Source organism: Pandoraea sp. (assembly GCF_004297875.1).
Lineage (GTDB): Bacteria > Pseudomonadota > Gammaproteobacteria > Burkholderiales > Burkholderiaceae > Pandoraea.
In genome coordinates, this window is the sequence record NZ_SCSK01000025.1 from 1 (window position 1) to 26,783 (window position 26,783).

Annotated in this window: 19 protein-coding genes; 10 read left to right on the forward strand and 9 right to left on the reverse strand. The window is 63.6% G+C overall.

Going from position 1 to position 26,783, the window contains the following annotated elements; translation table 11 throughout:
- Window positions 1–109 precede the first annotated feature (109 nt).
- The gene (locus EPN80_RS07390) at window positions 110–1,450 is read right to left on the reverse strand and encodes an acyclic terpene utilization AtuA family protein (RefSeq protein WP_293025299.1); all 1,341 of its coding nucleotides are present in this window, start codon (window positions 1,448–1,450) and stop codon (window positions 110–112) included.
- A gap of 430 nt (window positions 1,451–1,880) precedes the next feature.
- Between EPN80_RS07390 and EPN80_RS07395 the strand changes: the two genes are divergently transcribed.
- On the forward strand, window positions 1,881–6,800 hold the full coding sequence (locus tag EPN80_RS07395) for an NAD-glutamate dehydrogenase (RefSeq protein ID WP_293025301.1): 4,920 nt from the start codon (window positions 1,881–1,883) through the stop codon (window positions 6,798–6,800).
- On the opposite strand, the gene EPN80_RS07400 is transcribed toward EPN80_RS07395, so the two are convergent.
- Window positions 6,787–7,326 carry an ACT domain-containing protein gene (locus EPN80_RS07400; protein ID WP_293025303.1) on the reverse strand — a complete coding sequence of 180 codons (540 nt, stop codon included), beginning with the start codon at window positions 7,324–7,326 and terminating at the stop codon, window positions 6,787–6,789. The genes EPN80_RS07395 and EPN80_RS07400 overlap by 14 nt on opposite strands.
- Window positions 7,327–7,519: 193 nt before the next feature.
- Here EPN80_RS07400 and EPN80_RS07405 point away from each other — a divergent pair, with 193 nt between their 5' ends.
- A complete protein-coding gene (locus EPN80_RS07405) occupies window positions 7,520–9,118 on the forward strand; it encodes an MFS transporter (RefSeq protein ID WP_293025305.1) in 1,599 nt (532 codons plus the stop codon).
- A gap of 2 nt (window positions 9,119–9,120) precedes the next feature.
- Window positions 9,121–9,564: a MarR family transcriptional regulator gene (locus EPN80_RS07410; RefSeq protein WP_293025307.1), complete on the forward strand. Its 444-nt coding sequence runs from the start codon at window positions 9,121–9,123 to the stop codon at window positions 9,562–9,564.
- 14 nt (window positions 9,565–9,578) lie between these two features.
- Here EPN80_RS07410 and EPN80_RS07415 read toward each other — a convergent pair whose 3' ends face one another.
- Window positions 9,579–11,858, reverse strand: coding sequence for a TonB-dependent receptor (locus tag EPN80_RS07415; RefSeq protein ID WP_293025309.1), 2,280 nt, complete (start codon window positions 11,856–11,858; stop codon window positions 9,579–9,581).
- Between the two features lie 423 nt (window positions 11,859–12,281).
- Here EPN80_RS07415 and EPN80_RS07420 point away from each other — a divergent pair, with 423 nt between their 5' ends.
- The 3 genes from EPN80_RS07420 to EPN80_RS07430 all read left to right on the forward strand — a co-directional run bounded on the left by EPN80_RS07420 (window position 12,282) and on the right by EPN80_RS07430 (window position 16,683).
- Complete coding sequence (locus EPN80_RS07420) at window positions 12,282–13,415, forward strand: porin (protein WP_047215055.1); 1,134 nt, start codon at window positions 12,282–12,284, stop codon at window positions 13,413–13,415.
- Between the two features lie 199 nt (window positions 13,416–13,614).
- Window positions 13,615–15,342, forward strand: a complete 1,728-nt coding sequence (locus EPN80_RS07425; RefSeq protein WP_047215054.1) for a methanol/ethanol family PQQ-dependent dehydrogenase — start codon at window positions 13,615–13,617, stop codon at window positions 15,340–15,342.
- Window positions 15,343–15,432: 90 nt separating this feature from the next.
- A complete protein-coding gene (locus EPN80_RS07430) occupies window positions 15,433–16,683 on the forward strand; it encodes a c-type cytochrome (protein ID WP_293025313.1) in 1,251 nt (416 codons plus the stop codon).
- A 124-nt stretch (window positions 16,684–16,807) separates the two neighbouring features.
- Here the strand turns inward: EPN80_RS07430 and pqqE are convergent, their stop codons facing one another.
- The 5 genes from pqqE to pqqA form a co-directional block, all read right to left on the reverse strand.
- Window positions 16,808–17,974 carry a pyrroloquinoline quinone biosynthesis protein PqqE gene (pqqE, locus tag EPN80_RS07435; RefSeq protein WP_293025315.1) on the reverse strand — a complete coding sequence of 389 codons (1,167 nt, stop codon included), beginning with the start codon at window positions 17,972–17,974 and terminating at the stop codon, window positions 16,808–16,810.
- A gap of 96 nt (window positions 17,975–18,070) precedes the next feature.
- Window positions 18,071–18,328 carry a pyrroloquinoline quinone biosynthesis peptide chaperone PqqD gene (gene pqqD, locus EPN80_RS07440; protein ID WP_047215051.1) on the reverse strand — a complete coding sequence of 86 codons (258 nt, stop codon included), beginning with the start codon at window positions 18,326–18,328 and terminating at the stop codon, window positions 18,071–18,073.
- Window positions 18,325–19,050 (reverse strand): pyrroloquinoline-quinone synthase PqqC, encoded by a 726-nt coding sequence (gene pqqC / locus EPN80_RS07445; RefSeq protein ID WP_293025318.1) that lies wholly within the window; start codon window positions 19,048–19,050, stop codon window positions 18,325–18,327. Before pqqC ends, pqqD begins: the two co-directional genes overlap by 4 nt.
- 8 nt (window positions 19,051–19,058) lie before the next feature.
- A complete protein-coding gene (pqqB, locus tag EPN80_RS07450; RefSeq protein WP_293025319.1) occupies window positions 19,059–19,979 on the reverse strand; it encodes a pyrroloquinoline quinone biosynthesis protein PqqB in 921 nt (306 codons plus the stop codon).
- 49 nt (window positions 19,980–20,028) lie between these two features.
- Entirely contained in the window at window positions 20,029–20,103 is a 75-nt protein-coding gene (gene pqqA, locus EPN80_RS07455) for a pyrroloquinoline quinone precursor peptide PqqA (RefSeq protein ID WP_006410019.1), read from the reverse strand.
- A gap of 99 nt (window positions 20,104–20,202) precedes the next feature.
- Here pqqA and EPN80_RS07460 point away from each other — a divergent pair, with 99 nt between their 5' ends.
- Complete coding sequence (locus EPN80_RS07460; RefSeq protein WP_293025321.1) at window positions 20,203–21,162, forward strand: alpha/beta fold hydrolase; 960 nt, start codon at window positions 20,203–20,205, stop codon at window positions 21,160–21,162.
- Here the strand turns inward: EPN80_RS07460 and EPN80_RS07465 are convergent.
- Entirely contained in the window at window positions 21,135–23,027 is a 1,893-nt protein-coding gene (locus EPN80_RS07465) for a sigma-54-dependent Fis family transcriptional regulator (protein ID WP_293025323.1), read from the reverse strand. The two genes, EPN80_RS07460 and EPN80_RS07465, sit on opposite strands and share 28 nt — an antisense overlap.
- Window positions 23,028–23,532: 505 nt before the next feature.
- Here EPN80_RS07465 and adh point away from each other — a divergent pair.
- The 3 genes from adh to EPN80_RS07480 all read left to right on the forward strand — a co-directional run.
- The gene (gene adh, locus EPN80_RS07470; RefSeq protein WP_293025325.1) at window positions 23,533–25,053 is read left to right on the forward strand and encodes an aldehyde dehydrogenase; all 1,521 of its coding nucleotides are present in this window, start codon (window positions 23,533–23,535) and stop codon (window positions 25,051–25,053) included.
- A gap of 104 nt (window positions 25,054–25,157) precedes the next feature.
- A complete protein-coding gene (locus EPN80_RS07475) occupies window positions 25,158–25,547 on the forward strand; it encodes a DUF779 domain-containing protein (protein ID WP_293025327.1) in 390 nt (129 codons plus the stop codon).
- Between the two features lie 75 nt (window positions 25,548–25,622).
- The coding region (locus tag EPN80_RS07480) for an AMP-binding protein (protein WP_293025329.1) at window positions 25,623–26,783 on the forward strand (1,161 nt) is incomplete at its 3' end.

The window sequence follows — 26,783 nt, forward strand, 5'->3', positions numbered from 1 at the left end:
TTCGAGGGTCCACCTTGCGATCGCCGCAAGACAACTCCACAGAACAGCCACGTTCTTCATCTCCGTACTCCAGTCCCAGTTTCAATCCCCGTAGGGAGGGAGGCATCCATTACATCTCCAGAAAGTCGATCGCAGGCTTGGCGAGCTCGCGCGGAATCAGGGTCGACTGTACCGCGATGACCTCGCGCGCGGCCTTGAATGCGCCCCCGCCGCCCGCCGGCCCGCAGGTCAACAGGGCCTCGACCTCATTGCCGATGCGTACCGCATCGCGCAGCGATTCGGTGCGCGCGGCCACGCGGGCGCGTACCTCGTAGGGCTCGCCGCTGCTGCGCGAGAGCGCCGCGCCATGCAGCGCATCGACGCCGATCAGCTCGGCGCGCATTTCCGTATGACGTACGCCGATCAGCGCGAGACGTTCGGCGACGATCTGCAGCGCCAGCCTGCCGCGTGCGACGGCGTTCGGCCCCGCGTAGGAAATCTGGCCTTCGCCGATGTAGCTGTCGAGGTAGCCGACCGATACCTTGAGCGTGTCCGGCCGGGGGCTGCCGCCGCCGCCCGCGATTGCCACGCGGTCGGCGCCGGCCTGACGCACGGTGACGCGAGAAAAGTCAGCCACCACGTCCGGTGTCAGATAGCGCGTGGGGTCGTGAATTTCGTAGAGCAGCTGTTCCTTGCAGGTCGCCTCGGTGAGCGCGCCGCCCGAGCCCGCGACCTTGGTGAGTTCAAAGGTGCCGTCGCGCGCGATCTCGGCAATCGGAAACCCCAGTCGAGCGAGGCCGGCGACGTCCTTCTTGCCGGGATCGGCGAAGTACCCGCCGGTGACCTGGCCGGCGCACTCGAGCAAATGCCCGGCCAGCGTGCCGGCCCCCATCAGGCGCCAGTCGTCCATCGGCCAGCCGAAGGCGTGGATCAGCGGGCCCAGTGCCAGCGCGGGGTCGGCCACGCGCCCGGTGATGACCACGTCGGCGCCGGCGCGGAGCGCCTCGGCGATCGGCTGGGCGCCGAGGTAGGCGTTGGCCGAGACGATGCGCTCGCCCAGCGAACTCACGGGCGCGCCGCTGTCGTGCAGCACGAAGCTGCCGGCGCGCAGCGCGTCCAGTACGTCGTCGCCGGAGATGGCGGCGATCTTCAGGCGCGGCAAACCGAGTTCGCGCGCAATATCCCGCACCAGCGCGGCGGCGGCCAGCGGATTGGCCGCACCCATGTTGGTGACGATCTTGACGCGATTGGCATGGCATGGCCGCAGCACGGCACCCATGCGCTCGGCCAGCAGCGGATCGTAACCCTGGCCCGGGTCCTTCAATTTGGCCTGCTGGGCCAGCGCGATGGTGCGTTCGGCCAGGCATTCGAACATCAGGTAATCGAGCCGGCCATGTTCGGCCAGCTCGATCGCAGGTTCAATGCGGTCTCCTGAGTAACCGGCGCCGCCGCCGATTCGAATAGTTTGCATGCAGACTCCAGGCGAATTGAATCCGGGCGTCGCGGGCGCGGATTCGCCGCGCCGCATCCGAAGAACAGCAGGCAAGGAACGGTGGTGACGCTCAGTCGGATCGGCGCGCGTGACTGCGTGGGAGTATAGCGCCGAGTGCCGGAATAAAAAAAAGCCCGCAACCGAGGGGAAGTCGGTTGCGGGCGAAGTTGGCGGTGATCCTGTGCAATGCACCACCAAGGAGGTTTCGCGAATTGACGGTTCATTGTCGGGCGCTGTTCGCCGCCTGACCATAAGGCAAATCCGAAAACCGTCGGGGGCGAACGGGCATGGCGCGTGCGGCGCGCATTGCGCCGTCACGATGCGGGGAGTAGGATCGACGGGGCAGGGGGCTCATGATTCGATCCGGATGGCACCGCACTGTCCGGCACGCGTGAGATCGGGAGCCGGCATGAAACCAGCACGATCAGAAGACAAAGTAGCGCAACGGCTCGAGGAGGCGGTGGCTTTTGCCCGCGAGCGCGACGGCGCGGCGCCGGCCGCGTTTGAAGTCTTTCTGCGCCATTATTTCAGCCAGGCCGACGCGGACGACGTGATGAGCCGCGCCGTGCCGGATCTCTATGGCGCCGCGATGGCGCACTGGCAACTGGCGCAGACCTTTCCGTCCGGTAACGCGCGTATCCGCGTCTATAACCCGGACGTCGAGCAATCCGGCTGGTATTGCGAACATACCGTGGTCGAGATCGTCAACGACGATATGCCATTCCTGGTGGATTCCGTAACCACCGAAATCAATCGGCTGGGCCTGGCGCTGCATTCCGCGTTCCACCCGGTGTTTCGCGTCTGGCGCGATGCCGACGGCCAGCGCCGGCGGGCGGCGCCGAGCAGCACACCCAATCGGGAGGAGGATTCGGGCGGCGCGCCGGCTGACGCCGGCCGGCTGGAGTCCTACATTCACCTCGAGGTCGATCGCTGTACCGAGGCTGCGCGCCTGCAGGCGCTGCATGCCGGTATCGCCAAGGTCCTGGGCGACGTGCGCGCCGCGGTCGAGGACTGGCCGCAGATGCGCGGCGCCGCGGAGCAGGCCGTCGCGGCGTTGAGCGCGCGCGCGAGCGAGTCGGCGCGCACGCCGGCCGAGCGTGAGGAAATCACAGAGGCGCGGGCCTTTTTGACGTGGATGATCGACGATCACTTCACCTTCCTTGGGCAGCGGGACTATCAACTGGTGTCGGAGGGCGACGCGTTCTATCTGCAGCCGGCCCAGTCGGCGGGCTTCGGCATTCTGCGCGAAGCGTTGCGCGCGCCGGGCGCGGCCGAGCGCACCGCGCTGGCGCCCGAAGCGATCCGGGTGATCGCAGATGCCTCGCCGATTTTTCTGACCAAGGCCAATTCCCGGGCGACCGTGCACCGGCCCGGGTACCTCGATTACGTCGGGGTGAAGCTGTTCGATGCCGCCGGCAAGGTGTGCGGCGAGCGGCGTTTTCTCGGCCTTTATACGTCGAGCGCGTATATGGAGCCGACCGGCGAGATTCCGCTGGTCAGGCGCAAGGTGGCGGCCGTCGTGCAGCGCGCCGGCTTTTTGCCCAAGGGGCATCTGGCCAAATCGCTGCAGACGATTCTGGAGCAGTATCCGCGCGACGAGCTGTTTCAGATCGATAGCGACACGCTGTTCGAGATTGCGATGGGCATCCTGCGCTTGCAGGAGCGGCAGCGCACGCGCCTGTTCGTGCGGCGCGACCGCTTCGACCGCTTCGTCTCGTGCCTGGTGTTCGTGCCGCGCGAGAAGTTCAATACCGACCTGCGCCTGCGCATTCAGCAATTGCTGCAAACGGCGTATCAGGGCAGCGGCGTCGAATTCACGCCGCTGCTCTCGGAGTCGATGCTTGCCCGCATTCACATTACCGTGCGTACCGAGCCGGGCCAGGTGCCGGAGGTCGACGTGCGCGACCTGGAGGCGCGCATCGTGCAGGCCGCGCGGCGCTGGCAGGACGAATTGGCCGATGCGCTGCTCGAGCGCTGTGGCGAGGAGCAGGGCAATCGGCTGCTGCATCGCTATGGCGGTTCCTTCCCGGCGGGCTTTCGGGAGGATTATGCCGCGCGCGGCGCGGTGCACGACATCCTGCTGATGGAGCAGATCGTGTCCCAGGCGGGTGCGCGCGACGACGCGTTGGCGATGCATTTGTACCGCCCGATCGAGGCGCCGCCCGGCACGTTGCGCTTCAAGATTTACCAGGTCGGGCGCCCGATCGCGCTGTCGCGCAGCTTGCCGATGCTCGAGCATCTGGGGGTGCTGGTCAACGAGGAGCGCCCTTACCGGATCGAGCCTCACGACGCCGAGCCAATCTGGATCCACGACTTCGGCATGCAAAGCGCGGACGGCGCCGAGGTCGACCTGATGCATATCAAGCCGCTGTTCGAGGAGGCGTTCGCGCGGATCTGGGCGGGCGACGTGGAGAACGACGGCCTGAACCGCCTGGTGCTGCGGGCCGGCCTGAGGTGGCCGGAAGTGCGTATCCTGCGTGCCTATGCGAGGTACATGCGGCAGATCGGCTCGACCTTCAGCGACGCGTACATGGAGCGGGCCCTGACCGGTAACCCGGCGATTGCGAGGCTGCTGGTTTCGCTGTTCCAGGCGCGCTTTGACCCGGCCATGGGCGAGACTCATGCCGCCGCGCGCGAGGCCCGCGTGCAGGACCTGCAGCAGCAGATTGCCGCGGCGCTGGACGACGTGCCCAATCTCGATGAAGACCGTATCCTGCGGCAGTTCCTGGGCGTGCTCGAAGCGACCTTGCGCACCAACGATTTCCAGCGCACGGCGGAGCATGCTCCCAAACCGTACTTGTCGCTCAAATTCGATCCGGCGCGCGTCCCCGGCTTGCCCGAGCCGAAGCCCATGTTCGAGATCTGGGTGTACTCGCCGCGCGTCGAAGGGGTGCATCTGCGCGGCGGCAAGGTCGCGCGCGGCGGCCTGCGCTGGTCCGACCGGCGCGAGGATTTCCGCACCGAGGTGCTCGGGCTGGTCAAGGCGCAGATGGTGAAGAACACCGTGATCGTGCCGGTCGGCTCGAAGGGGGGCTTCGTCGTCAAGCAGGCGCCTGCCGAGCGCGAAGCGTATCTGAAGGAGGGCGTGGCGTGCTACCAGACGTTCCTGCGCGGCCTGCTCGATCTGACCGACAATCTGGTCGAGGGCCGGCTGGTGCCGCCGCCCGACGTAGTGCGGTTCGATCCCGATGACCCGTATCTGGTGGTGGCTGCCGACAAAGGCACGGCCACCTTCTCGGACTATGCCAACGCGATTTCCGCCGAATACGGTTTCTGGCTCGACGACGCCTTCGCCTCCGGCGGCTCGGTCGGTTACGACCACAAGAAAATGGGGATCACCGCGCGCGGCGCATGGGAATCGGTCAAGCGGCATTTTCGCGAAATGGGCGTCGACACCCAGCAAACCGACTTCACGGTGGTGGGCATCGGCGACATGTCCGGCGACGTTTTCGGCAATGCGATGCTGCTCTCACGTCATATCCGCCTGGTGGCGGCATTCGACCATCGCCACATCTTCCTCGACCCCGCGCCCGACCCGCAGGTGAGCTTCGCCGAGCGCGAGCGCCTGTTCAAGCTGCCGCGCTCGAGCTGGAACGATTACGATCGCGCGGCGATCTCGCCAGGCGGCGGCGTGTTCGCGCGTACCGTCAAATCGATCGTGCTGTCGCCGCAGGTGCGTGCGGCACTGGGGGTGAGCGAAGCCGAACTGGCGCCGGCCGATCTGATTCGCGCGATACTCAGGGCGCCGGTCGACCTCTTTTATAACGGCGGCATCGGCACCTACGTCAAGGCATCGCACGAGAGTCACGCGCAGGTTGGCGATCGGGCCAACGACGCGGTGCGCGTCGACGGTGCCGACTTGCGCTGCAAGGTGGTGGCCGAGGGCGGCAATCTGGGCTGCACGCAGTTCGGCCGCATCGAGTTCGCGCAGCGCGGCGGCCGTATCAATACCGATGCGATCGACAATTCCGCCGGTGTAGATTGTTCGGATCACGAAGTCAACATCAAGATTCTTCTCGGGCTGGTGGTGGCCGACGGTGAAATGACGCTCAAGCAGCGCAATGCGTTGCTGGCGAGCATGACCGACGAAGTGGGCGAGCTGGTGCTGCGCGACAACTACTATCAGACTCGCGCGCTGTCGCTGGCGCGCGATCGCGCCCCCGCCTGGCTCGACGCCGAGGCGCGTTTGATGACGATGCTCGAGCGCGAGGGCCGCCTGAACCGCGCCATCGAGTTCCTGCCGGGCGACGACGAGATCGAGCGGCGCCGCGCCGCCAGCCAAGGACTGACGTCGCCAGAACGCGCGGTACTGATGGCCTACAGCAAGATGTGGCTATCCGACCTGTTGCTCGCATCGGAACTGCTCGAAACGCCTTTCGTGGCCCGGGACTTGCCGCTGTATTTTCCGCAGCCGCTGCACAGCCGCTTTGCCCAGGCGATGACGCGTCACCCGTTGCGGCGCGAAATACTGGCGACCATGCTGGCCAATGCGCTGGTCAATCGCGCTGGCGTGACCTTCGTGCACCGCATGGTGGAGGAGACTGGGGCCGAGCCGGCCCAGGTGGTGCGCGCGAGCCTGATCGCCCGCGCCGTGTTTCGCCTGGACGACGTATGGCAGGCGATCGACGCGCTGGACGATCGCGTCGGCCACGAGGCGCAGGCGGCGATGTTCGCCGATACCAGCCTGTTGCTCGAACGCGCAACCCTATGGTTTCTGCACCATCACGCGGTGGGCGGCGAGGTGTCGCGTGTGATCGAGGACTTCGGCGCGGCCGTCGCCGAGCTGGCGCCGGCACTCGGCGGCTTGCTGGTCGAGGACGAGGCTCGCGCACTGGCGCAGCGTCAGGCTTCGCTGGTCGAGGGCGGCGTGCCGGATGCGCTGGCTTTGCAACTGGCCAGCACCGAGGCGCTGGTGGCGACGCTCGACATCGCCGAAGTCGCCGCGGCCAGCGGGCGTAGTTTGCGCGTGAGCGCGAGCGTTTATTTCGCGCTCGACCAGTTGCTCGGTTACGCATGGCTGCATGACGGCATTGCGGCCTTGCCGTCCCGCACGCATTGGCAGATGCTGGCACGCGCCGCGCTGTTCGAGACGCTGGCGCAAGTCAAGCGGGGGCTGACGCGCTCGGTGTTGCGATTGTCGCCGCAAGGCGACGATGCGCTCGTGCTGATCGAAGCCTGGCACAACCAGCGCGAAGAACCGCTGGGGCGCTACCGACGCCTGGCGGCCGACCAGCATGCGGCAGGTCCCGCCGATCTGGCGATGCTGTCGGTGACCCTGAAGGCGCTGGGTGAAATCGAGACTTTCGAGCCGACCCCTAGTGGGCCGTGAGCACGTCCGGAGCGGCGTGATCGAACGTCACGTCGACCATCAGATCGTCGGCCAGACTCTCCAGCGCACGTTGCAGCGTATCGGGCTCCAGCGCGGCCGGCACCAGCAGGCGCGCGGTGGCGCGGAACAACGTGCCGCCTGCTTGCGGGCCGCTGACGCACTCGGTATTCAATTCCTCGATGCTGACACCGCGCTCGGCCAGCAGGCGCGAAATTTCCTTGACGATGCCCGGCCGGTCCTGGCCTACCAGATCGAGCGCCAGCAAGCGCGCCGGCGCTGCCGGGGCGGTCTCGCCGAGCGTGACGAACACGCGCAATTCGGGCGAGTCCAGCGCCAGCAGGGCGGCGATCAGCGCGTCGGCTTGCGTCGGCTCGATTTGCAAATGCACGATGCCGGCAAATTGCCCGGCCAGGTTGATCATGCGGCTCTCCATCCAGTTGGCGCCGAACGCCGCGGCCTGTTCGGAAACGGCGCTGACCAGCCCCGGTTTGTCGGGACCGACGATATTCAGGATCAAGGATGTCATCGGGCGGCTCCTCAATTGGCGACTATGCCGCGCCGGTATGGCGCGGCGTTGCCTCCAGTGTAGTGCAAGCCGCCGCCGCGGCAGTGCTGCCGCCGTTGTTGTTCATATCGCACAGCACTTTTAAGCGTTTGCTGCAAAATTCGCCGGCGAGGCGTAGAATGATTGACTTATCAATTGTTGATTGATCTATAGAATGGCCCCCACCCCCCCTCTTACCCCGCATTCGAGCGGCCAGGTACTGCCGTTTCGCCAGTCCGTCATGGCCATGCTGGGCGTGTGTTTCGTCACCATGATGGTGGCGCTCGACCAGACCGTGGTCGGCACGGCGCTGCCGACGGTGGTTGCCGAACTCAAGGGTTTCGACCTGTATGCGTGGGTCGCGACCTCGTACCTGCTGACTTCCGTGATTACCGTGCCGGTGTTCGGCCGGCTGGGCGACTACTACGGGCGCAAGCCTTTCGTGGTCGCCGCCATTCTGGTGTTTACGCTGGCTTCGGTGCTGTGCGGCATGGCCAACAGCATGCTGTTTCTGGTGCTCGCGCGCGCGCTGCAGGGCATCGGCGGCGGCATGCTGGTCGGCACCGCGTTCGCCTGCATCCCCGACCTGTTTCCCGATGCTCACGTGCGCCTGCAGTGGCAGGTCATGCTGAGTTCGGCGTTCGGCATCGCCAACGCGGTGGGACCTTCGCTGGGCGGGTTCCTTACCGAGTACTACGGCTGGCGTTCGGTGTTTTACGTCAACTTGCCTGTGGGCATCCTGGGCCTGTGGTTCGTCGTGCGGCACCTGCCTCACCTGCGCCAGACCGCGCATGAAGGCATCCGGCTCGATTGGCCCGGCGTGATACTCATTACCGTCGCGTTGGGCGGGCTGCAATTGCTGGTCGAATTCCTGCCCAAGGACGGCCTGAGCGCGACAGTCGCCCTGTTGGCGGTGGCCAGCATCGTTGCATTCGTTGCGCTGTATCACTGGGAGCAGCGCTGCGCGCAGCCGCTGTTGCCGTTCGAGATGTTTCGCAACCCCAGTCTGTCGGCGTTGTTCACGCTGTCGCTGTTTTCCGGCTTTACGCTGTTCGCGATCCTGTTCTACGCGCCGCTGCTGATGCAGGGCGGCTTCGGCTTGTCGCCCAAGGACGCCGGGCTGCTGATTACGCCGATGGTGGTGTGCATCACCGTGGGCAGCATCATCAACGGCCGCATCGTCACGCGTCTTCCCAACCCGAATGCCATGCTCTACATCGGCAACGCGCTGCTCACGCTGTCGTGCGTGGGCATGGTGCTCACGCATCGCTGGACCTCGCACAGCCTGATTGCGATCGATATGCTGGTCGGCGGCCTGGGTCTGGGTTTCGTGATGCCGAACCTGACCGTCTTCGCGCAGGAGGTGTCGGGGCGCGCCAATCTGGGGATCGCCACCGCGCTGCTGCAATCGCTGCGCATGATCGGCGGCATGCTCGGCACCGCGCTGGTGGGCACGCTGGTGACGCACAGTTATCTCAGCGGCGTGCGCGCGTCGCTCGCGGCCAGCGGCGCCATGCAGTGGCTGCCCAAGCTCGACGACCCACAGATCCTGGTCAACCCGCAGGCCCAGAAAAGCTTCATCGACCTGCTGCAGCAGGCCGGCAAGAACGGCGAGCCGCTGATCGAGGCAGCTCGGCTGTCGCTGGTCGCCGCGGTTCACTCCGGCCTGATGCTGGGGCTGGTCGTGACGATCATTTCACTCTGGTGGGTGCGCAGGGTGCCGGCCATTCGTTTGTCGCGCGGCGCGAAAGTATCCCCGCAGATGGGGGAGTGAGGATGCCCACCGAACACGAGAGGCTCAACGCCGTGCAGCAACTGGGGCGCACCTACCGCGCGATGATGGCGGCCTTCGACGCGCAGGTCGGTCATGCATTGCCGCGCTGGCGGATCCTGCTGGCGCTGTACGAGCAGGGCCAATGTTCGCAGAAGCTGCTGGTCGAGCAAGTCCGCATCGACCCGGCGTCGCTGACGCGCCAGCTCAAGGCGATGGAGGCACAGGGCTGGGTCAGTCGCGCCACCGATGCGCAGGACAATCGACTGACCAATGTCACGCTGACCCCGCAGGGCCGCGCCGTGGTCGACGAGGCGCTGCCGCGCCGCACGGCGTTTTACCGGGATTCGCTGGCGGTGCTGTCCGCACAGCAACTGCAGCTGCTAAACGAGGCGCTTGGCGCGCTCGAGCAGCGTTTTCGAGAGGTTGCGCAGGCGCACCGCGAGTGAGCGCTGCGACCGGCTTAGCGCCATGCGTAGCGCAGACCGACCCAAATGCCGCGCGGCGCGCCCGGACTGAGGAATTGTTCGTTCGTGACGTCGTTGCCGCTGAAGGTATGGCCGGGGCCGTTGAAGAAATTCTGTCCCAGGCTGCCGAAATTCGCATAGCGCTTGTCGAATAAGTTGTTGACGCGCGCGAACAGCGTCAGGCTGCGGGTTGCGCGAAAAGTCGTGTCCAGATCGACGACCGCGTAACCCGCAATCCTGCCGTTGATGTCCCGGTTGTTTTCGTCGCCGCGCGCGAAGATCGCGCTGCGATAGCTCAGGTTGGCGCCGGCGTGCCAGCTTGGCGTTACGGCGTAATCAAGCCGCAGCTTGAATATGCTGTCCGGGATGCCGGGCATTCGGTCGCCAGGTCGAACAACGATATTGCCGTTTGCGTCGGCGCTCGAATTGCTCGGGCTGCGCTCGGTAAATGCGGTCCGATAGGTCGCGGCGATATAGCTATAGCTCGCTGTCACACCCACCGATCCGGAGCGCGTGCTTAACTGCGCCTCCACGCCCTGTCGACGGGTTTGCCCGACATTCTGGAAATAGCCCGATGAGGCGGCGGCGCTGCTGCTGACGAATGCGATATCGTCGAGCAGCGCGGCGCGGTAGACCGAGACGTGCCAGGATGACGCCGCGCCGAGCTTGCCGCGCAAGCCCAGTTCGACGGTTTTGGCAATGACCGGCCGCAGGGCCGGATCCGCGATGAAATCGTTCGGCAACGAGCAGGGCGCGGCCGGGTCGGCGCACGCGAGTTCGATGGCGGTAGGTGAGCGCATGCCCTCGTTATAGGCCGCGTACGCCGACAATCGGGGTGTCGGATTGAAAGTCACGCCTAACGCGGGGTTCAGGCGGGAGAACGAATGGTTGCCGTCGAGCAGCGGCTGCCGGCCGGTCTGATCGGCGATATCGACTTGCGCATGGTCGTAGCGGGCCGACGCGGTCAGCGTCACCCTGTCGCTCAGCGACAGCGTATCGGTCATGAATAGGCCAATGTCGACGTTATGTGTTTTTGCGTCGGTGCGCAACGCATAGTCGCCAATCCCGACGGTGTTGCGGTCCGGCGTGAATTGCGCATCCTGGCTCGATTGCGAGAAGCGGCTGTTGGCGAAGTCGCCGCTGGTGCCCGCCACGAACTGATTCGGCATGCCGGCCAGTTGGCCGAGTAAAGTCAATTGCAGGCCGAAGCCATAGCTTTGCTGGTCGATGGCCGAAATCGCATTGTTGGCTTCGACGGTATCGGGCCGACCGCTGAGAGGGCCGATGGCGCCATAGTCGCCGTTGACGTTGCTGCTGAGGTTTTGATTGCGATATGAGCGGTAATAGGCATTGGCGTTCAGCTGAACCTGGTCGTTGAAAAAATGCGTGCCGCTCAGATTGAACAACGTCGCGCGATTCAGATTCAGGTCGGGGTAGGTGTAGGCTTGCCGAAAATTGTCGAGAAAGGAGCGCGGGATGGTTTGCGCGCCCTGCAAATCGTTATCTGCCGCGCTCAGGCTCAGGGCGATCGAGTTGTTTTCATCGGCGTAGCCAAGCTTGCCGAATAACTGCCTGATGCGGCTGGCGTTGTGATCGGACCAGCCGCCATCGCGCTCGTCGTTGAGGGTGAGAAAGTAATCGAGCTTGCCGTGCCGTCCGCCTTGCTCGAATTCGACGCCTCGGCGTCCGAACGACCCGCCGGTGACCTCGGCCGCGCCGCCTGGACTGTCGCGTCCGCTGCGGGTGGCAATGGCCAACGCCCCGCCTAGCGTATTGAGCCCGAACAGCGGGTTCGAGCCGGGAATAATCTGCACGCTTTTGATGGCCGATTGCGGCAACAGATCCCAATTGACCACGTCGCCGAACGGCTCGTTGATGCGCACGCCATCCTGGAATACCGACAAGCCCTGCGGCATGCCGAGCAGCGGCGATGCGGTGAAACCCCGGTAATCGACGTCCGGTTGATAGGGATTCCCCTGGCTCGAATGAATCTCGACGCTGGTCAGATTGTCACTGAAATAATCGGTGAGACTGGCGTGGTGCTGAGCCCTCAACTTCGCGCCGCTCATGACTTGGACGTTCGCCGGTATCCGATCCAGCGGGACCCCCAGGCCGGCCAGCGGCGTCGTGTCGATCACCACGGTGGTAGCCAGCGACGGCACATCGGTCAGCGCGGCGCTGTGTGCGCGGGCGGCTGGCACCGGCAGCGCACTGAGCAGACTGCCCAGCGCCAGGGCCATAGGTGTCCAGTTCGGTGGAGTGATGCAGCGCCTCATCCTGTCTTCCTCTCGTGTCGTGGTCCAGGTTCAGATCACCCGAGGGAGAGCAAAAACGATGCCACGTCGAGGCGCGGCGGCAACATGGGTGTGTTGAAATGACACGCAACGTGTGACGAAACGCAACGAAGCGGCACAGGCCGCGAGAAAACAGACCGTGCGTTGTCATGCAGGCCAAAGCGGGGCGAGCGTATAAAAATGAGAGACAGGGCACTTGCGGCGCGACCTCTCGCGCCATCGCCGATCCGCGTGCCGAAGCCTTGTGACGGCGCTTCAGTGCGTGCTCTGGCCTCGGCCCCTGCCCGCTCGCGACACTTTGCCATGCGCTGTTGACCAATCGCGGCGTGTACCGGCGGCATGGATATTGCTGACACCCTCTGGCCGAAATTTCGGCATATCAATTATTTGACGGAGGGGACAATAATGAAACGGATTGTTAAGGCAGCCATCCTGGTTTGCGCGGCCCAGGCGGTGCAAAACGCGCAAGCGGTCGATATTCAGGCCGGCGACTGGACGGTTTCCATCGGCGGCAATATCAATGCCTACTACACGTCGGTAGGATGCTCGGGCGACAACGTCGCCGGCACCGCGCTCGCGGGCCGGGCGCTGGGATGCAACGGGCGCGGCAGCGCCACGGTCATCGGCAACGGCCTGCTGCCGAACTCGCTCATCACGACGGTCAAGTCGCATCAGGGCGACTACGACGTGCAAGGCACCATCGGCATCTCCGCGGCGGTGGCAACCGGCAGCGCCATCGCAGCCAACAGCGCGGTCGACGTGCGCCAGGGCTTTTTGACGATCGGCAACGCGGATATCGGCACCTTCAAGCTCGGGCGCGACTACGGCATCTTCGGCTCGAACGCCATTCTCGGGGATATGACGCTGCTGGGGGCGGGCGCACCGGTGCAGGCTACGCAAAACGGCCGCGTCGCGCTTGGCCATATCGGCTCCGGATATACCTATTTGGGGACCTATGGCCAGTTCGCCTACACGTCGCCGACGGTCCATGGCTTGCAGGGGCAGTTCGCGCTCGTCAGCCCGGTCGACAGCGGTACCGGCTCGAAGGCGGGAAGCATGCCGCAATTTCAGGCCCAACTGTCGTATTCGCGGGCCAACTGGAAAACCTGGCTGGGAGCCAAAGCGCAGAAATTCTATGCCGACGCCACCTCCAGCGATTTTACTGAAGCCGCTTTCGAAACCGGGGCCTCGGCCACGCTCGGACGCTTCGGCCTGCTCGGCAACGTGCAAACGGGGCGTGGGCTCGGCATCTTGTCCGACGGCGATCAGGGCGACGTGCGCGGGTTCAACTATCTCGTGCAAGCATCCTATCAGCCCACCGACAAGCTCAAGCTCGGCGTGAACTATGGCGTGAGCCGGAGCCTGGCCAGCGCTGCCGATGCGATTCGCTACAACAGCAATCTCACGCTCGGCGCCTATTACGCGATTACAAAAAGCATCACCCTCGTGGGCGAAGTCGGCCAGACCCGGTCCGAAGACACGAGCGGCAAGACAGCGCGCCTGAACGGCGTTTCGGTCGGCGGCATCATGTTCTTCTAAGCGCCGCCAGCTCTGACCATTTGATCCGTTTTGCAACAGATGAACCCAGGCACTTGTTCCACAAAAGAACACGGCACCGACCGCCGCATGCGCGGATGCCAGCTCATCCGGCGAATTGCGCGGTGGCATGGGATTTGCCTTCATAGGATGCGGCACCGCAGCCTGTGTACTGCATTCAAATCAGAATCAGGAGACTTCAATGAATCGATTTATTTCAATCATTAACCCAAAGTGGGCGTTGGCCGGCGTGTTGCTGGCCAGCGGCCTGGCGATCGGAGCGGCGTCGGCCCAGACGGCCGACTATCCCGCCGTGACCTATGACCGGCTGACGTCGGCCCAGGCCGATCCGGGGTGGCTGACTTACTACCGCTCGTACACGGGCCAGAGCAATTCGCCGCTCAAGCAAATCAATACGGCCACGGCCAAGGATCTTCAGCAAGTCTGGAGTTATAAATTTCCTGCCGAGTTGCAACAAGGCTTCGAGGCAACGCCGATCGTCAACGGCAACTACATGTTCGTGACCACGCCGAAAGATCACGTCTATGCGTTCGACGCCAAAACGGGCAAGGAGCTGTGGACCTACGATCCCAAGCTGACCAGCCTGTCATTCAAGACCGCCTGCTGCGACGTGGTGAACCGCGGTGTCGCGCTGTACGGCAAGAACGTCTATGTGGCGATGCTCAGCGGACAGGTGGTGGCGCTCGATGCGCAGAGCGGGAAAGTCGTGTGGGAAAAGCAATTGTTCGAACCGGGAATCGGCTATGCGTTCACGCTCGCGCCGCTGGCCCTGAAAGACTCGATCATCGTGGGCAGCTCCGGCGGCGAGTACGGCGCACGCGGGTTTATCGCGGCCCTGAATCCAGCCAACGGCGAGATTCAATGGAAGCGCTGGACCGTGCCGGCGCCGAATGAGAAGGGCGGCAACACCTGGCCGAACGGCATGTACCAGCACGCAGGTTCGCCGGCGTGGCTGACCGGCACCTACGACGTCAAAACCAATACGTTGTTCTGGGGCGTCGGCAATCCCGGTCCGTGGCTGGCCGATATGCGGCCCGGCAAGAACCTGTATTCGGATTCGCTGCTGGCGCTCGATCCGGCGAATGGCGATCTCAAGTGGCACTTTCAATATACGTCGCACGACACCTGGGATTATGACGGCGTCAACACGCCGGTGCTGGCGAACATCACGTATAAAGGCAAGCATTACGAGGCCATCATTCATGCCGACCGCAACGGCTATATCCATGCCATCGACCGGACCAACGGCAAGCTGATTTACGCGAAGCCGTTCGTCAAGGCGACCTCCGTGACCGGATATACCGCCGCCGGCGTGCCGATCCAGAATCAGAAGCATTATCCGAAAGTCGGCACGACCATCGAGACGTGCCCCAGCTTCCTGGGCGGCAAGAACTGGTGGTCGGTGTCTTACGATCCCACCACGCACCTGGCATTCGTGCCGTCGCTGCATGCGTGCATGACGATGTCGGGCAAGGCAGTGACATACATGCAGGGGTTGCCATACCTGGGTGAAGGGTTCGAAATTCGGCCGGAGCCGGGCAGCAAGGGGTATGGCGAACTGCAGGCCATCGACGTCAATACCGGCAAGAAAGTGTGGAGCCATTGGAGCAAGCTGCCGTGGAACGGCGGGGTGGCCAGCACGGCCGGCGGCCTGGTGTTCAGCGGCTCGCTCAACGGCCATCTCTATGCCTTTGATCAGAAGAACGGCAAGGTGCTGTGGGAGAGCCCGCAACTGGCCAGTGGCGTGATCGCGCAACCGTCGGTGTTCGAAGTCGACGGCACCGAGTATGTGGCGGTATTGGCGGGCTATGGCGGCGCCAACCCGATCTGGGGCGGACCGATGGCCAAGATCGCCGAGCATGTTCCGCGCGGCGGCACCCTGTATGTGTTCGCTTTGAAGAAAGGCTGATGCTTTGATCGCCGGGGCCGCTGTGTCGTTCGGCATGCGGCGGCCCGCGGCGTGCGCATCGCCATGTCGTTGATAACTGAAGGTGTCGTCATGAAGAAAACTCCATTGAAACGGATGACTTGCGCGCTCGCATTGGGACTGGCTGCCTGGGGCATGAGCCTGGCGCGGGCCGCCGACGTCAGGGTTTGCATGTTTCCCGGCAGTCCGTCCGTGGCGCTGGATACGCAGGTGGTGTCCGCGGTGCTCCAACATATCGGCATGCGGGCTGTCGCCATGCCCCATGCCATACGCGAAGGCGATGACGACGGTATCTCGCTCGGTGCGCTGGGCGGGATCCTCAAAAACAAATGCGATATCGTTGCCGGCTTCCCGCGCTCGAACGTTGCCGATGCCGTGCACGATGGTGTGTTGTTGTCGCGCCCCTATTTGCGTACTGGCTACGCAGCGTTCCGGCGGCAGGATGCCGGGGCCAAGCGCGATAAGGCGGGCCGGCTTGCGGTGACCTACGGCAGTCCGGCACAACTCATTGCGGTACGTGAAAAAGGCGCTTTGCTGAACTTCGAAGTCACCACGGAAGATACCGTGGCGGCCGTCGCATCGGGCAAGGCACAACGCGGCATCGCGTGGTATCCGGCGATCGTGGCTTATCAGCACGAACATCCGCAGGTGCGGTTCAAGGTGCGTGCGGTGGCTTCCGATTATGGCCACTGGGATTTGGTGATGATGTTCGGCCAGCGCAATGCGGCGCTGCGCAAGCGCTTCGATGCGGAACTCGAGCAAATGGCGGCCACTGGCGCGCTCGCCAGGTTGACCGAAACATGGCGCATCGCCGCCGGCAACGCCAAAACATCGACCGCGTCGGACGCTCGCGATGCCGGCCCTGATCGCGTGATTGCCTCGCATGCTTTTGCCGCGCTCGACCGCTCCGCGCATTTCGTTGGCAATCGAAAACCGTCGCTGCTGCGCGTGGCCGCGGCCGCGGGGCAGGCGGATATCATGGGGCCGTCGTTTACCCAGGCGCAGGCATTGCACGGGCATGACGTCTATGCTGCGAACTGCGCCAAATGCCACGGTGCTCAATTACAGGGCAATGTCGGGCCAGCGCTTCAGGGACCGGCGTTCGCGCCTGCCACGGGCTCCAGTCTGACGCTTAGCGGGATCTTCAATTACATGCAGTCGAACATGCCGGCCGATCAGCCGGGAAAGTTGAAGGCGCAGGATTACGCCGACGTGATGGCGTTTTTGCTGATGCGCAATGGCTATCAGTCCGGCACTTCGAAACTGACCGCGGCCAAGGCGCTGAAGAGCCAGGCGTTGCTTGAGTCCCATGCGGCGATGTAAGCGCTTCGCCAGGACCGTTGTGGCGTGACGCGAGCCAACCGCGCGCCGCTGCCCGAGGCAAAGCGGCAGCCGCGCGCGGGATCGGGTCGACAAAGCGGGAAACCGCGCGCAGCGGATCGGTGCGTTAGTCCGGGGCGAGCGAAGGGTGTAGCCGCGCGGCATTGGCGTCGCTGCGAAAGATCAGCGGCGCTTCGCGGGATTCGCGGCGCTGTCCCGCGGCGAACTGAACCGCATGCTCGACGACGCCGTGCTCCGGTGATTTGGCGCAAACCGGATCTGCGTCGCGCGCGTCGCCCGTCAACTGGTAGGCCTGGCAGCGGCACCCGCCGAAATCCTGCTTGCGTTCGTCGCAACTGCCGCAAGGCTCCTTCATCCAGGCGTCGCCGCGAAAGGCGTTGAAGGCATCGCTGTGATACCAGATATCCGATAGCGGTGTCGCGGCGACATTCGGGAACGACAGACCGGGAATCACGCGCGCCGCGTGGCAGGGCAACGCGCTGCCGTCGGGTGCTACAGCCAGGAAGACACTGCCCCATCCGCTCATGCAGGCCTTGGGGCGGCTCTCGAAATAATCGGGCACGACGAAAAGAATGCGGCATCGCTGGCCGATGCGGGCGCGGTAGGCATTGACGACGGCTTCCGCCTCGCGCAACTGAGCCGCGTCGGGCATCAATTGCGCGCGGTTGACCAGGCCCCAGCCGTAGTACTGGGTGTTGGCCAGCTCCAGATAATCGGCTTGCATCTCCAGGGCCATTTCGATGATTTTATCGACGTGCGGCAGATTGTGCCGATGCAGCACGCAATTGAGCACCATCGGGTAACCATGGCGCTTGATCAGACGAGCGACCCGGCTCTTCAACTCGAAGGTCTTGGTACTGCTCAGAAAATCGTTGAGTTCGCGCGTCGCGTCCTGGAATGAGAGCTGGATGTGATCGAGTCCGGCGTGCTTGAGCGCGCCAAGACGTTGCTCGGTGAGCCCGACTCCGGAGGTGATCAGATTGGTATAAAAGCCGAGCCGATGCGCAGCGTCGACCAGCACTTCGAGATCGTCCCGCAGCAATGGCTCGCCGCCGGAAAAGCCGAGTTGCGCCGCACCGAGTGCGCGCGCCTGGCGCAGCACGTCGATCCATTGATCGGTGGTCAGCTCATCGCGATAGCGAATGTGGTCGGTTGGGTTGTAGCAAAAGGGGCAGTGCAGCGGGCATCGATAGGTCAACTCCGCCAGCAGCCAGAGCGGCGGTCCCGGCCGGACCATCGCTGGCTCGCAAGGATCGGCAGTGGTGATTGTCATGACGGCACCTCCAAGTGGGCGCGAGCGGCGCCGCCGGCGCGCTAAAAGGCGCGCTTTGCGCCGGCCAGCTCCGCTCGCTATGTGTTCGGCACCCGGCTAACCGAGCCAGCCGCGCGTGGTTGCGTGCTCGATGAATGTTTTTACGTCGGCGGCAATGGGCTGATCGACAAAGAGCGCCTCCAGTTCACCGATGATCTGGGCCGGCGAGCGCAAACCGTCACAGCGCTTGAGGATCTGGGCCGCGCCGTCGTTCAGGCGGACCATGCCCTCGGGGTAGAGCAGCACATAGGCTTGCTGGACCTCTTCCCATTGCAGGCGAAACCCCTGCTGCAGACACGGAGCATTCGCGCTCATACCGCGCCTCTTTCCGGATAGGCCAGTTCGATCGCGTCGAGCATGCTCCAAAGGATATCGAGCTTGAACTGCAGGATATCCAGAGCGCGTTGCTGCTGCTCGAAGGTACGGAAATGATCGAGCGTGACCTGCAAACCATGTTCGACATCGCGCTGCGCCAGCGACACGCGGGAGCGGAAGTAATTCAGTCCCTCGGCGGCAATCCACGGATAGAAGGTTGGCCAGCCTGCCAATCGGTCGAGATGAATCTGCGGCGCGAACATTTCCGTGAGCGACGAGCACACGCCCTCCTGCCATGGCGCCTGGCGCGCGAAATTCACATACGCGTCCACCGCGAAGCGAACGCTGGGCAATACCAGTTCCTGCGACCAGAGCGTATCTCGGTCCAGCCCGACGGCCTCGCCCAGACAGGCCCATGCCTCGATGCCCCCGGCGTTGTCCTCCCAGCCATCGTGATCCAGCAGCCGCACGATCCATTGGCGGCGGACTTCGCGATCGGGGCAATTGGCCAGAATCGCGGCGTCCTTGCGCGGAATGCTGATCTGATAGTAGAAGCGGTTGGCCACCCAGCCGCGGACCTGCTCGCGCGTGCAGCGACCGCCATTGAGCCGCACGTTGAACGGGTGGTGAATATGATAGCGGCCGCCCTTGGCGCGCAAGCGCGCCTCGAAGTCGACCCGGCTCCAAGGCCGAAACTCACTGGCTTCCTCGAAAATGTCCATGGCGAGCGTCAAAAGTTGAATGTCATGCCGTCGTGCGCGACCTCGATGCCGTGGCGCGCCAATTCGGCGCGCTCCGGGCTGTCGTCGCGCAGGATCGGATTGGTGTTGTTGATATGGATCAGAACCTTGCGGCACGTATCCGAGGCCAGCGCGTCCAGGTGCGAGATCATGCCGTGCGGGCCGCTTTGCGCCAAATGGCCCATCTCGGCGGCGCTCTTCGGCGACAGGCCAAGACGCTGCATTTCGTCGTCGCGCCAGAATGTGCCGTCGACCAGCAGCAGATCCGCGCCTTGCATCGCTTCGCGCGTTCGCGCGTCGATCCGGCCCAGACCGGGTGCGTAGAACGCCTGCCGGCCCGTACTTTCATTGCGTATGAGCAGCCCGATGTTGTCGCCCGGCTCGGGCGCATGCCGGTGGGGCGAGTAGGGCGGCGCAGCGCTCTCGAGCGGGATCGCCGTGAAACTCGTGGCGTCCAGGCCTGCCACGTGAAATGGCGCGCCTTCGAGCGGTATCGAGTGATGATCGACACCGCAGTAATGATCGAGCATCGGACCGATCGGGAAGCGGGTGCTCAGGTCCTGCCAGACCGGCTCGGTGGCGTATAGCGGCAGCGGTGCGGTGCGCTCCCGCAGCAGCAGCAGCCCCGCGGTGTGGTCGATCTGAGCGTCGATCAGCATGACCGCAGCGATACCGCTGTCGCGCGGCGCCCTGGCCGGGCACAATTCTGGCGTGGTGCGAACCTGCTGCAGGATATCGGGCGACGCATTGATGAGTACCCAGTCCGAGCCGTTTTCGCTCACGCAAATCGACGACTGCGTGCGGGCTGTCACGGCGGGGTCCGCACGCCGCACCGCCCGGCAATTGCGGCAATTGCAATTCCATTGAGGAAAGCCGCCGCCGGCTGAAGAACCCAATACCTTGAGTTGCATGATGATGACGGGCCGCTGACCGGTGAAGTGCCTCGCGGCCCGGTTCCGTTTAACGATTGGCGATATACATCGTGATTTCAAATCCAAAGCGCAAATCGGTATACGCTGGTGTGGTCCACTGCATGATGTTCCTCCTGTGAATCGGGTTGGCATGGAAAGTGTTTGTATTGCCGGACTGCCAATCAACCGCCATTAGCAAGTCATGCCTAAACCAGCAAAATCCATGCCGGAAACGCCTGCCTCGTCTCGTCTGGTGATGCGTACCCTCGATGGGCATCGGCTATCGGTGCGCACGATGGGCAACCCGCAAGGCGTTCCGGTGGTCGTTTTGCACGGCGGCCCCGGCAGCGGTTGTTCGCCTGCCATGGCGGACTGGGTCGATCTGCGGCAGGTGCGCCTGGTGCTGCCCGATCAGCGCGGCGCCGGCCTGTCGCGACCACGCGGATGCACGCGCCGAAATGGCGTGCCGCATCTGATTGCCGACCTCGAGCGCATTCGTCGCGCATTGAATATCGCCTCGTGGGTGGTGGTGGGCGGCTCGTGGGGCGCGACGCTGGCCTTGGCGTATGCGGCGCGGTGTCCTGGTGCGGTGCGTGCGCTGGTGCTGCGCGGCACATTTACGGCGAGCCAGGCGGATCTGCGATATTTTTTCGCGCCGCGTCGCCGCTTGAAGTCCAGGCACAGCGTGGCCAGGCGCAGCGCCGTGCGAGCACCGGTGACACGAGTGTTGCACAATTGGGCACATGCGTTCCAATTTGACACACCGACTGTCGCGCATCGGCTGGCCGCAGCTTGGCAGGCGCGAGAACGCGCGTTGCTGGAGATGCCATCCCCGATGACCGGGCCTCGACGGCTGCGGCCTGCGGCATGCTGCAAATATCGGATACAGGCGCATCTGCTGGCGCGCCTCGGTGGCCTTGGGCCGCGTGGGATATTGGCGTTGGCCGCAGCGCTCAGGCGTTGGGAAGGGCTCGCCATGGCGATTCACGGGATGCGCGATCGGGTCTGCCCGCCGGCCGGATTGCGCCGGCTGCAGGCATGCTGGCCTGCGCTGCAAGTCACCTGGGTCGAGGCGGGTCACACGGTGGCCGGCCCTGCCATGCGCGATGCCTTGCGGCACGCCATCGAAGCGGCCGTGAGCGCCCCGCGCCGGGCTCAGGCGTCGGTCTTGCCCTGCAGTTGAAGCGCCTGCATTTTGCGATAGATGGTATTGCGGGAGACGCCCAGCATACGAGCGACTGCGGAAACGTTGCCTTGATGCTGGCGCAAGGCAGCCGCGATGGCCGATACTTCCAGTTCGTCGAGGCGGGTGTTGCCGGACGGCAATTGCATGACTGGCGCGGCGGGGATGTCCGACAGATCCTCCAGGAAGTCATCCGGCAAATGCTCGCGGCGAATATGGCCGTCGTCGTCGACGATGGCCGCGGCGGTGCGCAGCACATTGCTCAACTGACGGAAATTCCCCGGCCAATGGTAGCGGCGAAACAAGCCCATTACCTCAGGGTCGATATGCAGGCGACGCTCGACATTGAGATCGTCGTGCAGGATCTTGGCGATGACGATTTCCAGATCGCCGCGCTCGCGCAGCGGCGGTAGTCTGGCAACCATGCCGTTGAGCCGATAGTACAGGTCTTCCCGGAACGAGCCGGTCCGAATCATCTCGCGTAAATTACGGTTCGTCGCACAGATGATGGCGACATTGACGGCGATCGATTTGGTGCTGCCCAAGGGCGTCACGACGCGCTCTTGCAAGACGCGCAGCAAGCGCGCCTGCAATGAAATCGGCATGTCGCCGATCTCGTCGAGAAACAGCGTGCCCCCGTTGGCCTGCAGCACCCGCCCCGTGCCGCCTTTTCTGCGAGCGCCGGAAAAAGCGCCCTCTTCATAGCCGAACAGTTCCGATTCGATCAGTGTTTCCGGAATCGATGCGCAATTGACGGCGACGAACGGCCCGCTGCGCCGCGGCGAGTCGTTGTGGATCGCGCGCGCCAGCAACTCTTTGCCGGTGCCCGTTTCGCCGGTGATCATGATCGAAATGTCTTTGCCGATTACCTTGCGTAGCTTGTCGATCAAGGCGGTGATCTGTGGATCGCCGGTGTCCAGATAGCGCAGGCTGGACAGGCGCATTCGCATTTTTGCGGCATTCGTTCCGTCATCCGACGCGGCTTGCGAAGGCGCGGGTTCGGGCGCAGCGATGCTCGTCGGCAAGGTCAATCCGGTGTATTGAAATTCGGCCTTGCCGAAGACCCGAACGCCGTTATTCAGGCAGAGCTTCAAGAGCCCGGGCTGCGCCGTGCGGTAATGATCGAATACTGCCGATGGCGTGATGCCGAATAACGACGAGAACGTGTGGGCACCTAGCGCGGCAAGACTCAAGCCGAGCTGGAATTGCGCGCTGCGATTGGCGGACAGGAAGCGGCCGTCGCGCGAGAAGGCGGCGATGCCTTCCATCAGTGTGCCGAGAAACTCATGGCGGCCGTGAAACCGAACCAGAAATGCTTCCGGAAAAGCGTTGGCGAACAACTGATTCTCTATCATTTGCGCCGACATGCGCACCAGCGCCATGGTATGGCGATGATAGCTTCGATGATCTCCAGTGACGTCGAGCACGCCCGCCAACTTCCCGCATGGACCGATGATCGGTACGCTCGAGCAGGTCAGGAAGTGATTGGCGCGCAGGAAGTGCTGATCGCCGTGTACGGTGGTCGGCGCCATTTCGGCGATTGCGGTGCCGATCGCATTGGTGCCCTGGAACTCCTCGCTCCACAGCGCGCCCGGCTTCAATGCCACTTTTTCCGCGCGGCTCAGAAAATCGTCGTCGCCCAGCGACATCAGAATGAGGCCCTGAGGATCGGTGAGCACGACCATGCTCTGCGTATTGGCGATCTGTTCGTGCAGCGATTCCATGACCGGCGCGGCGTGGGCGTGCAGCACGCGGTTGCGCGCCAGTTGCAGACGCAATTCATGCTGGCCGAGCAAATCGTAGTCCGGCTTCATGGTCTCTGACAGACCGAATGAGACGGAGCGCTCGTGCGACTGGTCGATCATGAGCTCCTCCCGCGGAGATGACAACGCGTCATCTCTAGCAAGATTTGCTCCATCCTGGGAGGGCGGTGTGTCCATTCGAAGCATGCCGGTTTCTTCAGAAGCTGGATTGCGACGCTTCCCTCGGGGCGGGAAGGTCGGCGGCGGCGGGTCGGGATTCGACTCTAACATTGCTTAAATTTCAAGCATAGACTTTTGTCGTCCCGAATCCGTCAGGGTTAACACGGTTTCGTCGACAACCGATTCAGGCCTGTTCATGCCGGCGCCGTCGTGTCCTGTTGCAAAACGACACATCTGTTCCATCTCGCGACAGCTGGCGTTTTGGTCATATCCGCGAGGTACGCCCGCACACCGGCACGCGGCCTCCCATCGGCCGGCGATTCGGCCGTGGCATGCAATTTGCGTGAGTTGACTTGCGATACAGACGACGGATCAGGATATTGCCGAGCGCGCCGTCCCCTGATTCCCATCGCTATACGAAGCAAGCAACCTTCCCATAGGAGACACCATGAACCACTCGGAAATGAAATTCCTGGATATCGAATTCCCTTACAAGAAGGAATACGGCAACTTTATCGGCGGCGCTTGGGTCGAGCCTACGACCGGCGAGTACTTTGAAAACGTCTCGCCGCTGACCGGCAAAGCTTTTTGCAGCGTGCCGCGTTCGACAGAGGCCGATATCAATCTCGCACTGGATGCCGCGCATCTGGCCAAACGCGCCTGGTCGCGTACCAGCCCCGCCGAGCGTGCCGTTCTGTTGAACCGGATCGCCGACCGGATGGAGCAGAACTTGACTCGGCTGGCCGTGGCCGAGACGATCGACAATGGCAAGCCGCTGCGGGAGACCCTGGCGGCCGACATCCCGCTCGCGATCGACCATTTCCGCTACTTCGCCGGCTGCATTCGCGCCCAGGAGGGTTCGGTCTGCGAAATCGACGACAGCACGGTGGCCTATCATTTCCACGAGCCGCTCGGCGTGGTCGGGCAAATCATTCCGTGGAATTTCCCGATTCTGATGGCGACCTGGAAGCTGGCGCCGGCATTGGCAGCAGGCAATTGCGTGGTACTCAAGCCGGCCGAGCAAACGCCGGCTTCGATTCTGGTGATGGTGGAGTTGATTCAGGATCTTTTGCCGCCGGGCGTGCTCAATGTGGTCAACGGCTTTGGCCTGGAGGCCGGCAAACCGCTGGCCACCAGCAAGCGCATCGCCAAGATCGCATTCACTGGCGAAACCACGACGGGCCGGCTGATCATGCAATACGCCAGCCAGAACATCATTCCGGTTACGTTGGAGCTGGGCGGCAAGAGTCCGAACATTTTCTTTGCCGATGTGCTCGAGCGCGACGACGATTATTTCGACAAGGCGCTCGAAGGTTTCGCGATGTTCGCCCTGAACCAGGGGGAGGTATGCACGTGTCCGTCGCGCGTGCTGATTCAAGAATCGATCTATGACCGTTTCATGGAGCGAGCGCTCAAACGGGTGGCCGCGATCAAGCAGGGGCATCCGCTCGATCGCACCACCATGATCGGTGCACAGGCGTCCGAGGAGCAGCTCGAAAAAATTCTGTCGTATATCGATCTTGGCAAGCAGGAAGGCGCTCAATGCCTGATCGGCGGCGAGCGAAATCAGCTCGAGGGGGAATTGAAAGACGGCTACTACATCAAGCCGACGGTGTTCCTTGGGAACAATAAGATGCGCATTTTCCAGGAAGAAATTTTCGGCCCGGTGGTGTCGGTGACAACTTTCAAAACGGAAGAGGAAGCGCTCGAGATCGCCAACGACACGTTGTACGGCCTCGGAGCCGGCGTGTGGACGCGCGATGGCACGCGCGCCTATCGCATGGGCCGGGAGATTCAGGCCGGGCGAGTGTGGACCAATTGCTATCACGCCTACCCCGCCCACGCGGCATTCGGCGGCTACAAGCAGTCGGGCATCGGTCGCGAGAATCACAAGATGATGCTCGACCACTATCAGCAAACCAAGAATCTGCTGGTGAGCTACAGCCCGAAGGCGCTGGGGTTCTTCTGACCGGACGCGTGCCGCGCGAGCGGCCCACCGAACCGCGAACGCAATCGATTACCGAGTGCGTTCGCGGCGGGCCCGGATGCTTCGACAGGGATCGGAAAATTGCAATGAATGAATCCATGGTGGCGCGCGTGGTGGCCACGCCTGCGGCACTTGAATTGATCGCCAGGCTTCGCCGTGAGCATGGCGATGTCATGTTTCACCAATCCGGCGGCTGTTGCGACGGCAGCGCGCCGATGTGCTATCCGTGCGGCGATTTCATGGTGGGCGCGTCGGACGTCAAGCTGGGAGCCATCGGCGGTGCGCCTTTTTACATGAGCGAATCGCAGTTCGAGTACTGGGCGCATACGCAACTGATCATCGACGTGGTGCCTGGCGCCGGCGGCATGTTTTCGCTTGAAGGACGCACCGGCCTGCGCTTTCTGACGCGCTCGCGACTCTATACGGACGAGGAGATCGCGTGGCTGGAAAGGCATCCGGTCGAGGCGGCGGCATAAAGCCGCCGCCGCTTATTTTCCTTATCGCTCGTTGTCGAGGGGTAATTCGCAAGCTATCGTTTTTTAAAGACAATCATGGCATCCATCGAATCTGTAATGCATGAGCAACGCGTGTTTGCGCCGCCGCAGGCACTGGTCGCGCAGGCCAATATCTCCGGCATGGCGGCGTACCAGGCGATGTGCGCCGAGGCCGAGCGCGATCATGAAGGGTTCTGGGCGCGTCTGGCGCGCGAGAACGTTGCCTGGCACAAGCCGTTCACCAAGGTGCTGGACCAATCCAATGCGCCTTTCTACACGTGGTTCGAAGACGGCCAACTGAACGTCTCCTATAACTGCCTCGACCGTAACCTGCAGAACGGCAATGCCGAGAAGACAGCGATCATCTTCGAGGCGGACGACGGCACGAGTACGCCGGTGAGCTACCGGGAGCTGCACCAGCGGGTCTGCCGCTTTGCCAATGCGCTCAAGTCGCGCGGCATCAAGAAGGGCGACCGGGTGGTGATCTACATGCCGATGTCGATCGAAGGCGTGGTGGCGATGCAGGCCTGCGCGCGCATCGGCGCGACCCATTCGGTGGTGTTTGCGGGTTTTTCGGCCAAGTCGCTCAACGAGCGCATCATCGATGCGGGGGCGGTGGCGGTGATCACGGCCGACGAACAGATGCGCGGTGGCCGCGCGCTGCCGCTCAAGAACGTCGTCGACGAGGCGCTGGCGCTGGGCGGCTGCAATGCGCTGCACACGGTCATCGTATACCGTCGCACGGGCGGCGCGGCCGCTATGCAGGCCGGGCGCGACGTGTGGATGCACGAGCTGAGCGCGGGCCAGTCGGATCAGTGCGAGCCGGAGTGGGTGGGCGCCGAGCATCCGCTGTTCATTCTGTACACATCGGGCTCGACCGGCAAACCCAAGGGCGTGCAGCACAGCTCGGGCGGATATTTGCTGTGGGCCTCGCTGACCATGCAGTGGACCTTCGATATCAAGCCCAGCGACGTGTTCTGGTGCACCGCCGATATCGGCTGGGTCACCGGCCATACCTATATCGCCTATGGGCCGCTGGCGGTGGGGGCCACCCAAATCGTATTCGAAGGGGTACCGACCTACCCGAACGCGGGGCGCTTCTGGGACATGATCGCGCGCCACAAGGTGTCGATCTTCTACACCGCGCCCACGGCGATCCGCTCGCTGATCAAGGCGGCGGAGTCGGACAAGAGCATCTACCCGACCCAGTACGACCTG

Excerpts from the sequence above, each read along its gene's own strand:
- EPN80_RS07390 (WP_293025299.1), bottom strand. The coding sequence starts at position 1,450 with ATGCAAACTATTCGAATCGGCGGCGGCGCCGGTTACTCAGGAGACCGC.
- EPN80_RS07395 (WP_293025301.1), top strand. The coding sequence starts at position 1,881 with ATGAAACCAGCACGATCAGAAGACAAAGTAGCGCAACGGCTCGAGGAG.
- EPN80_RS07400 (WP_293025303.1), bottom strand. The coding sequence starts at position 7,326 with ATGACATCCTTGATCCTGAATATCGTCGGTCCCGACAAACCGGGGCTG.
- EPN80_RS07405 (WP_293025305.1), top strand. The coding sequence starts at position 7,520 with ATGGCCCCCACCCCCCCTCTTACCCCGCATTCGAGCGGCCAGGTACTG.
- EPN80_RS07410 (WP_293025307.1), top strand. The coding sequence starts at position 9,121 with ATGCCCACCGAACACGAGAGGCTCAACGCCGTGCAGCAACTGGGGCGC.
- EPN80_RS07415 (WP_293025309.1), bottom strand. The coding sequence starts at position 11,858 with ATGAGGCGCTGCATCACTCCACCGAACTGGACACCTATGGCCCTGGCG.
- EPN80_RS07420 (WP_047215055.1), top strand. The coding sequence starts at position 12,282 with ATGAAACGGATTGTTAAGGCAGCCATCCTGGTTTGCGCGGCCCAGGCG.
- EPN80_RS07425 (WP_047215054.1), top strand. The coding sequence starts at position 13,615 with ATGAATCGATTTATTTCAATCATTAACCCAAAGTGGGCGTTGGCCGGC.
- EPN80_RS07430 (WP_293025313.1), top strand. The coding sequence starts at position 15,433 with ATGAAGAAAACTCCATTGAAACGGATGACTTGCGCGCTCGCATTGGGA.
- pqqE (WP_293025315.1), bottom strand. The coding sequence starts at position 17,974 with ATGACAATCACCACTGCCGATCCTTGCGAGCCAGCGATGGTCCGGCCG.
- pqqD (WP_047215051.1), bottom strand. The coding sequence starts at position 18,328 with ATGAGCGCGAATGCTCCGTGTCTGCAGCAGGGGTTTCGCCTGCAATGG.
- pqqC (WP_293025318.1), bottom strand. The coding sequence starts at position 19,050 with ATGGACATTTTCGAGGAAGCCAGTGAGTTTCGGCCTTGGAGCCGGGTC.
- pqqB (WP_293025319.1), bottom strand. The coding sequence starts at position 19,979 with ATGCAACTCAAGGTATTGGGTTCTTCAGCCGGCGGCGGCTTTCCTCAA.
- EPN80_RS07460 (WP_293025321.1), top strand. The coding sequence starts at position 20,203 with ATGCCGGAAACGCCTGCCTCGTCTCGTCTGGTGATGCGTACCCTCGAT.
- EPN80_RS07465 (WP_293025323.1), bottom strand. The coding sequence starts at position 23,027 with ATGATCGACCAGTCGCACGAGCGCTCCGTCTCATTCGGTCTGTCAGAG.
- adh (WP_293025325.1), top strand. The coding sequence starts at position 23,533 with ATGAACCACTCGGAAATGAAATTCCTGGATATCGAATTCCCTTACAAG.
- EPN80_RS07475 (WP_293025327.1), top strand. The coding sequence starts at position 25,158 with ATGAATGAATCCATGGTGGCGCGCGTGGTGGCCACGCCTGCGGCACTT.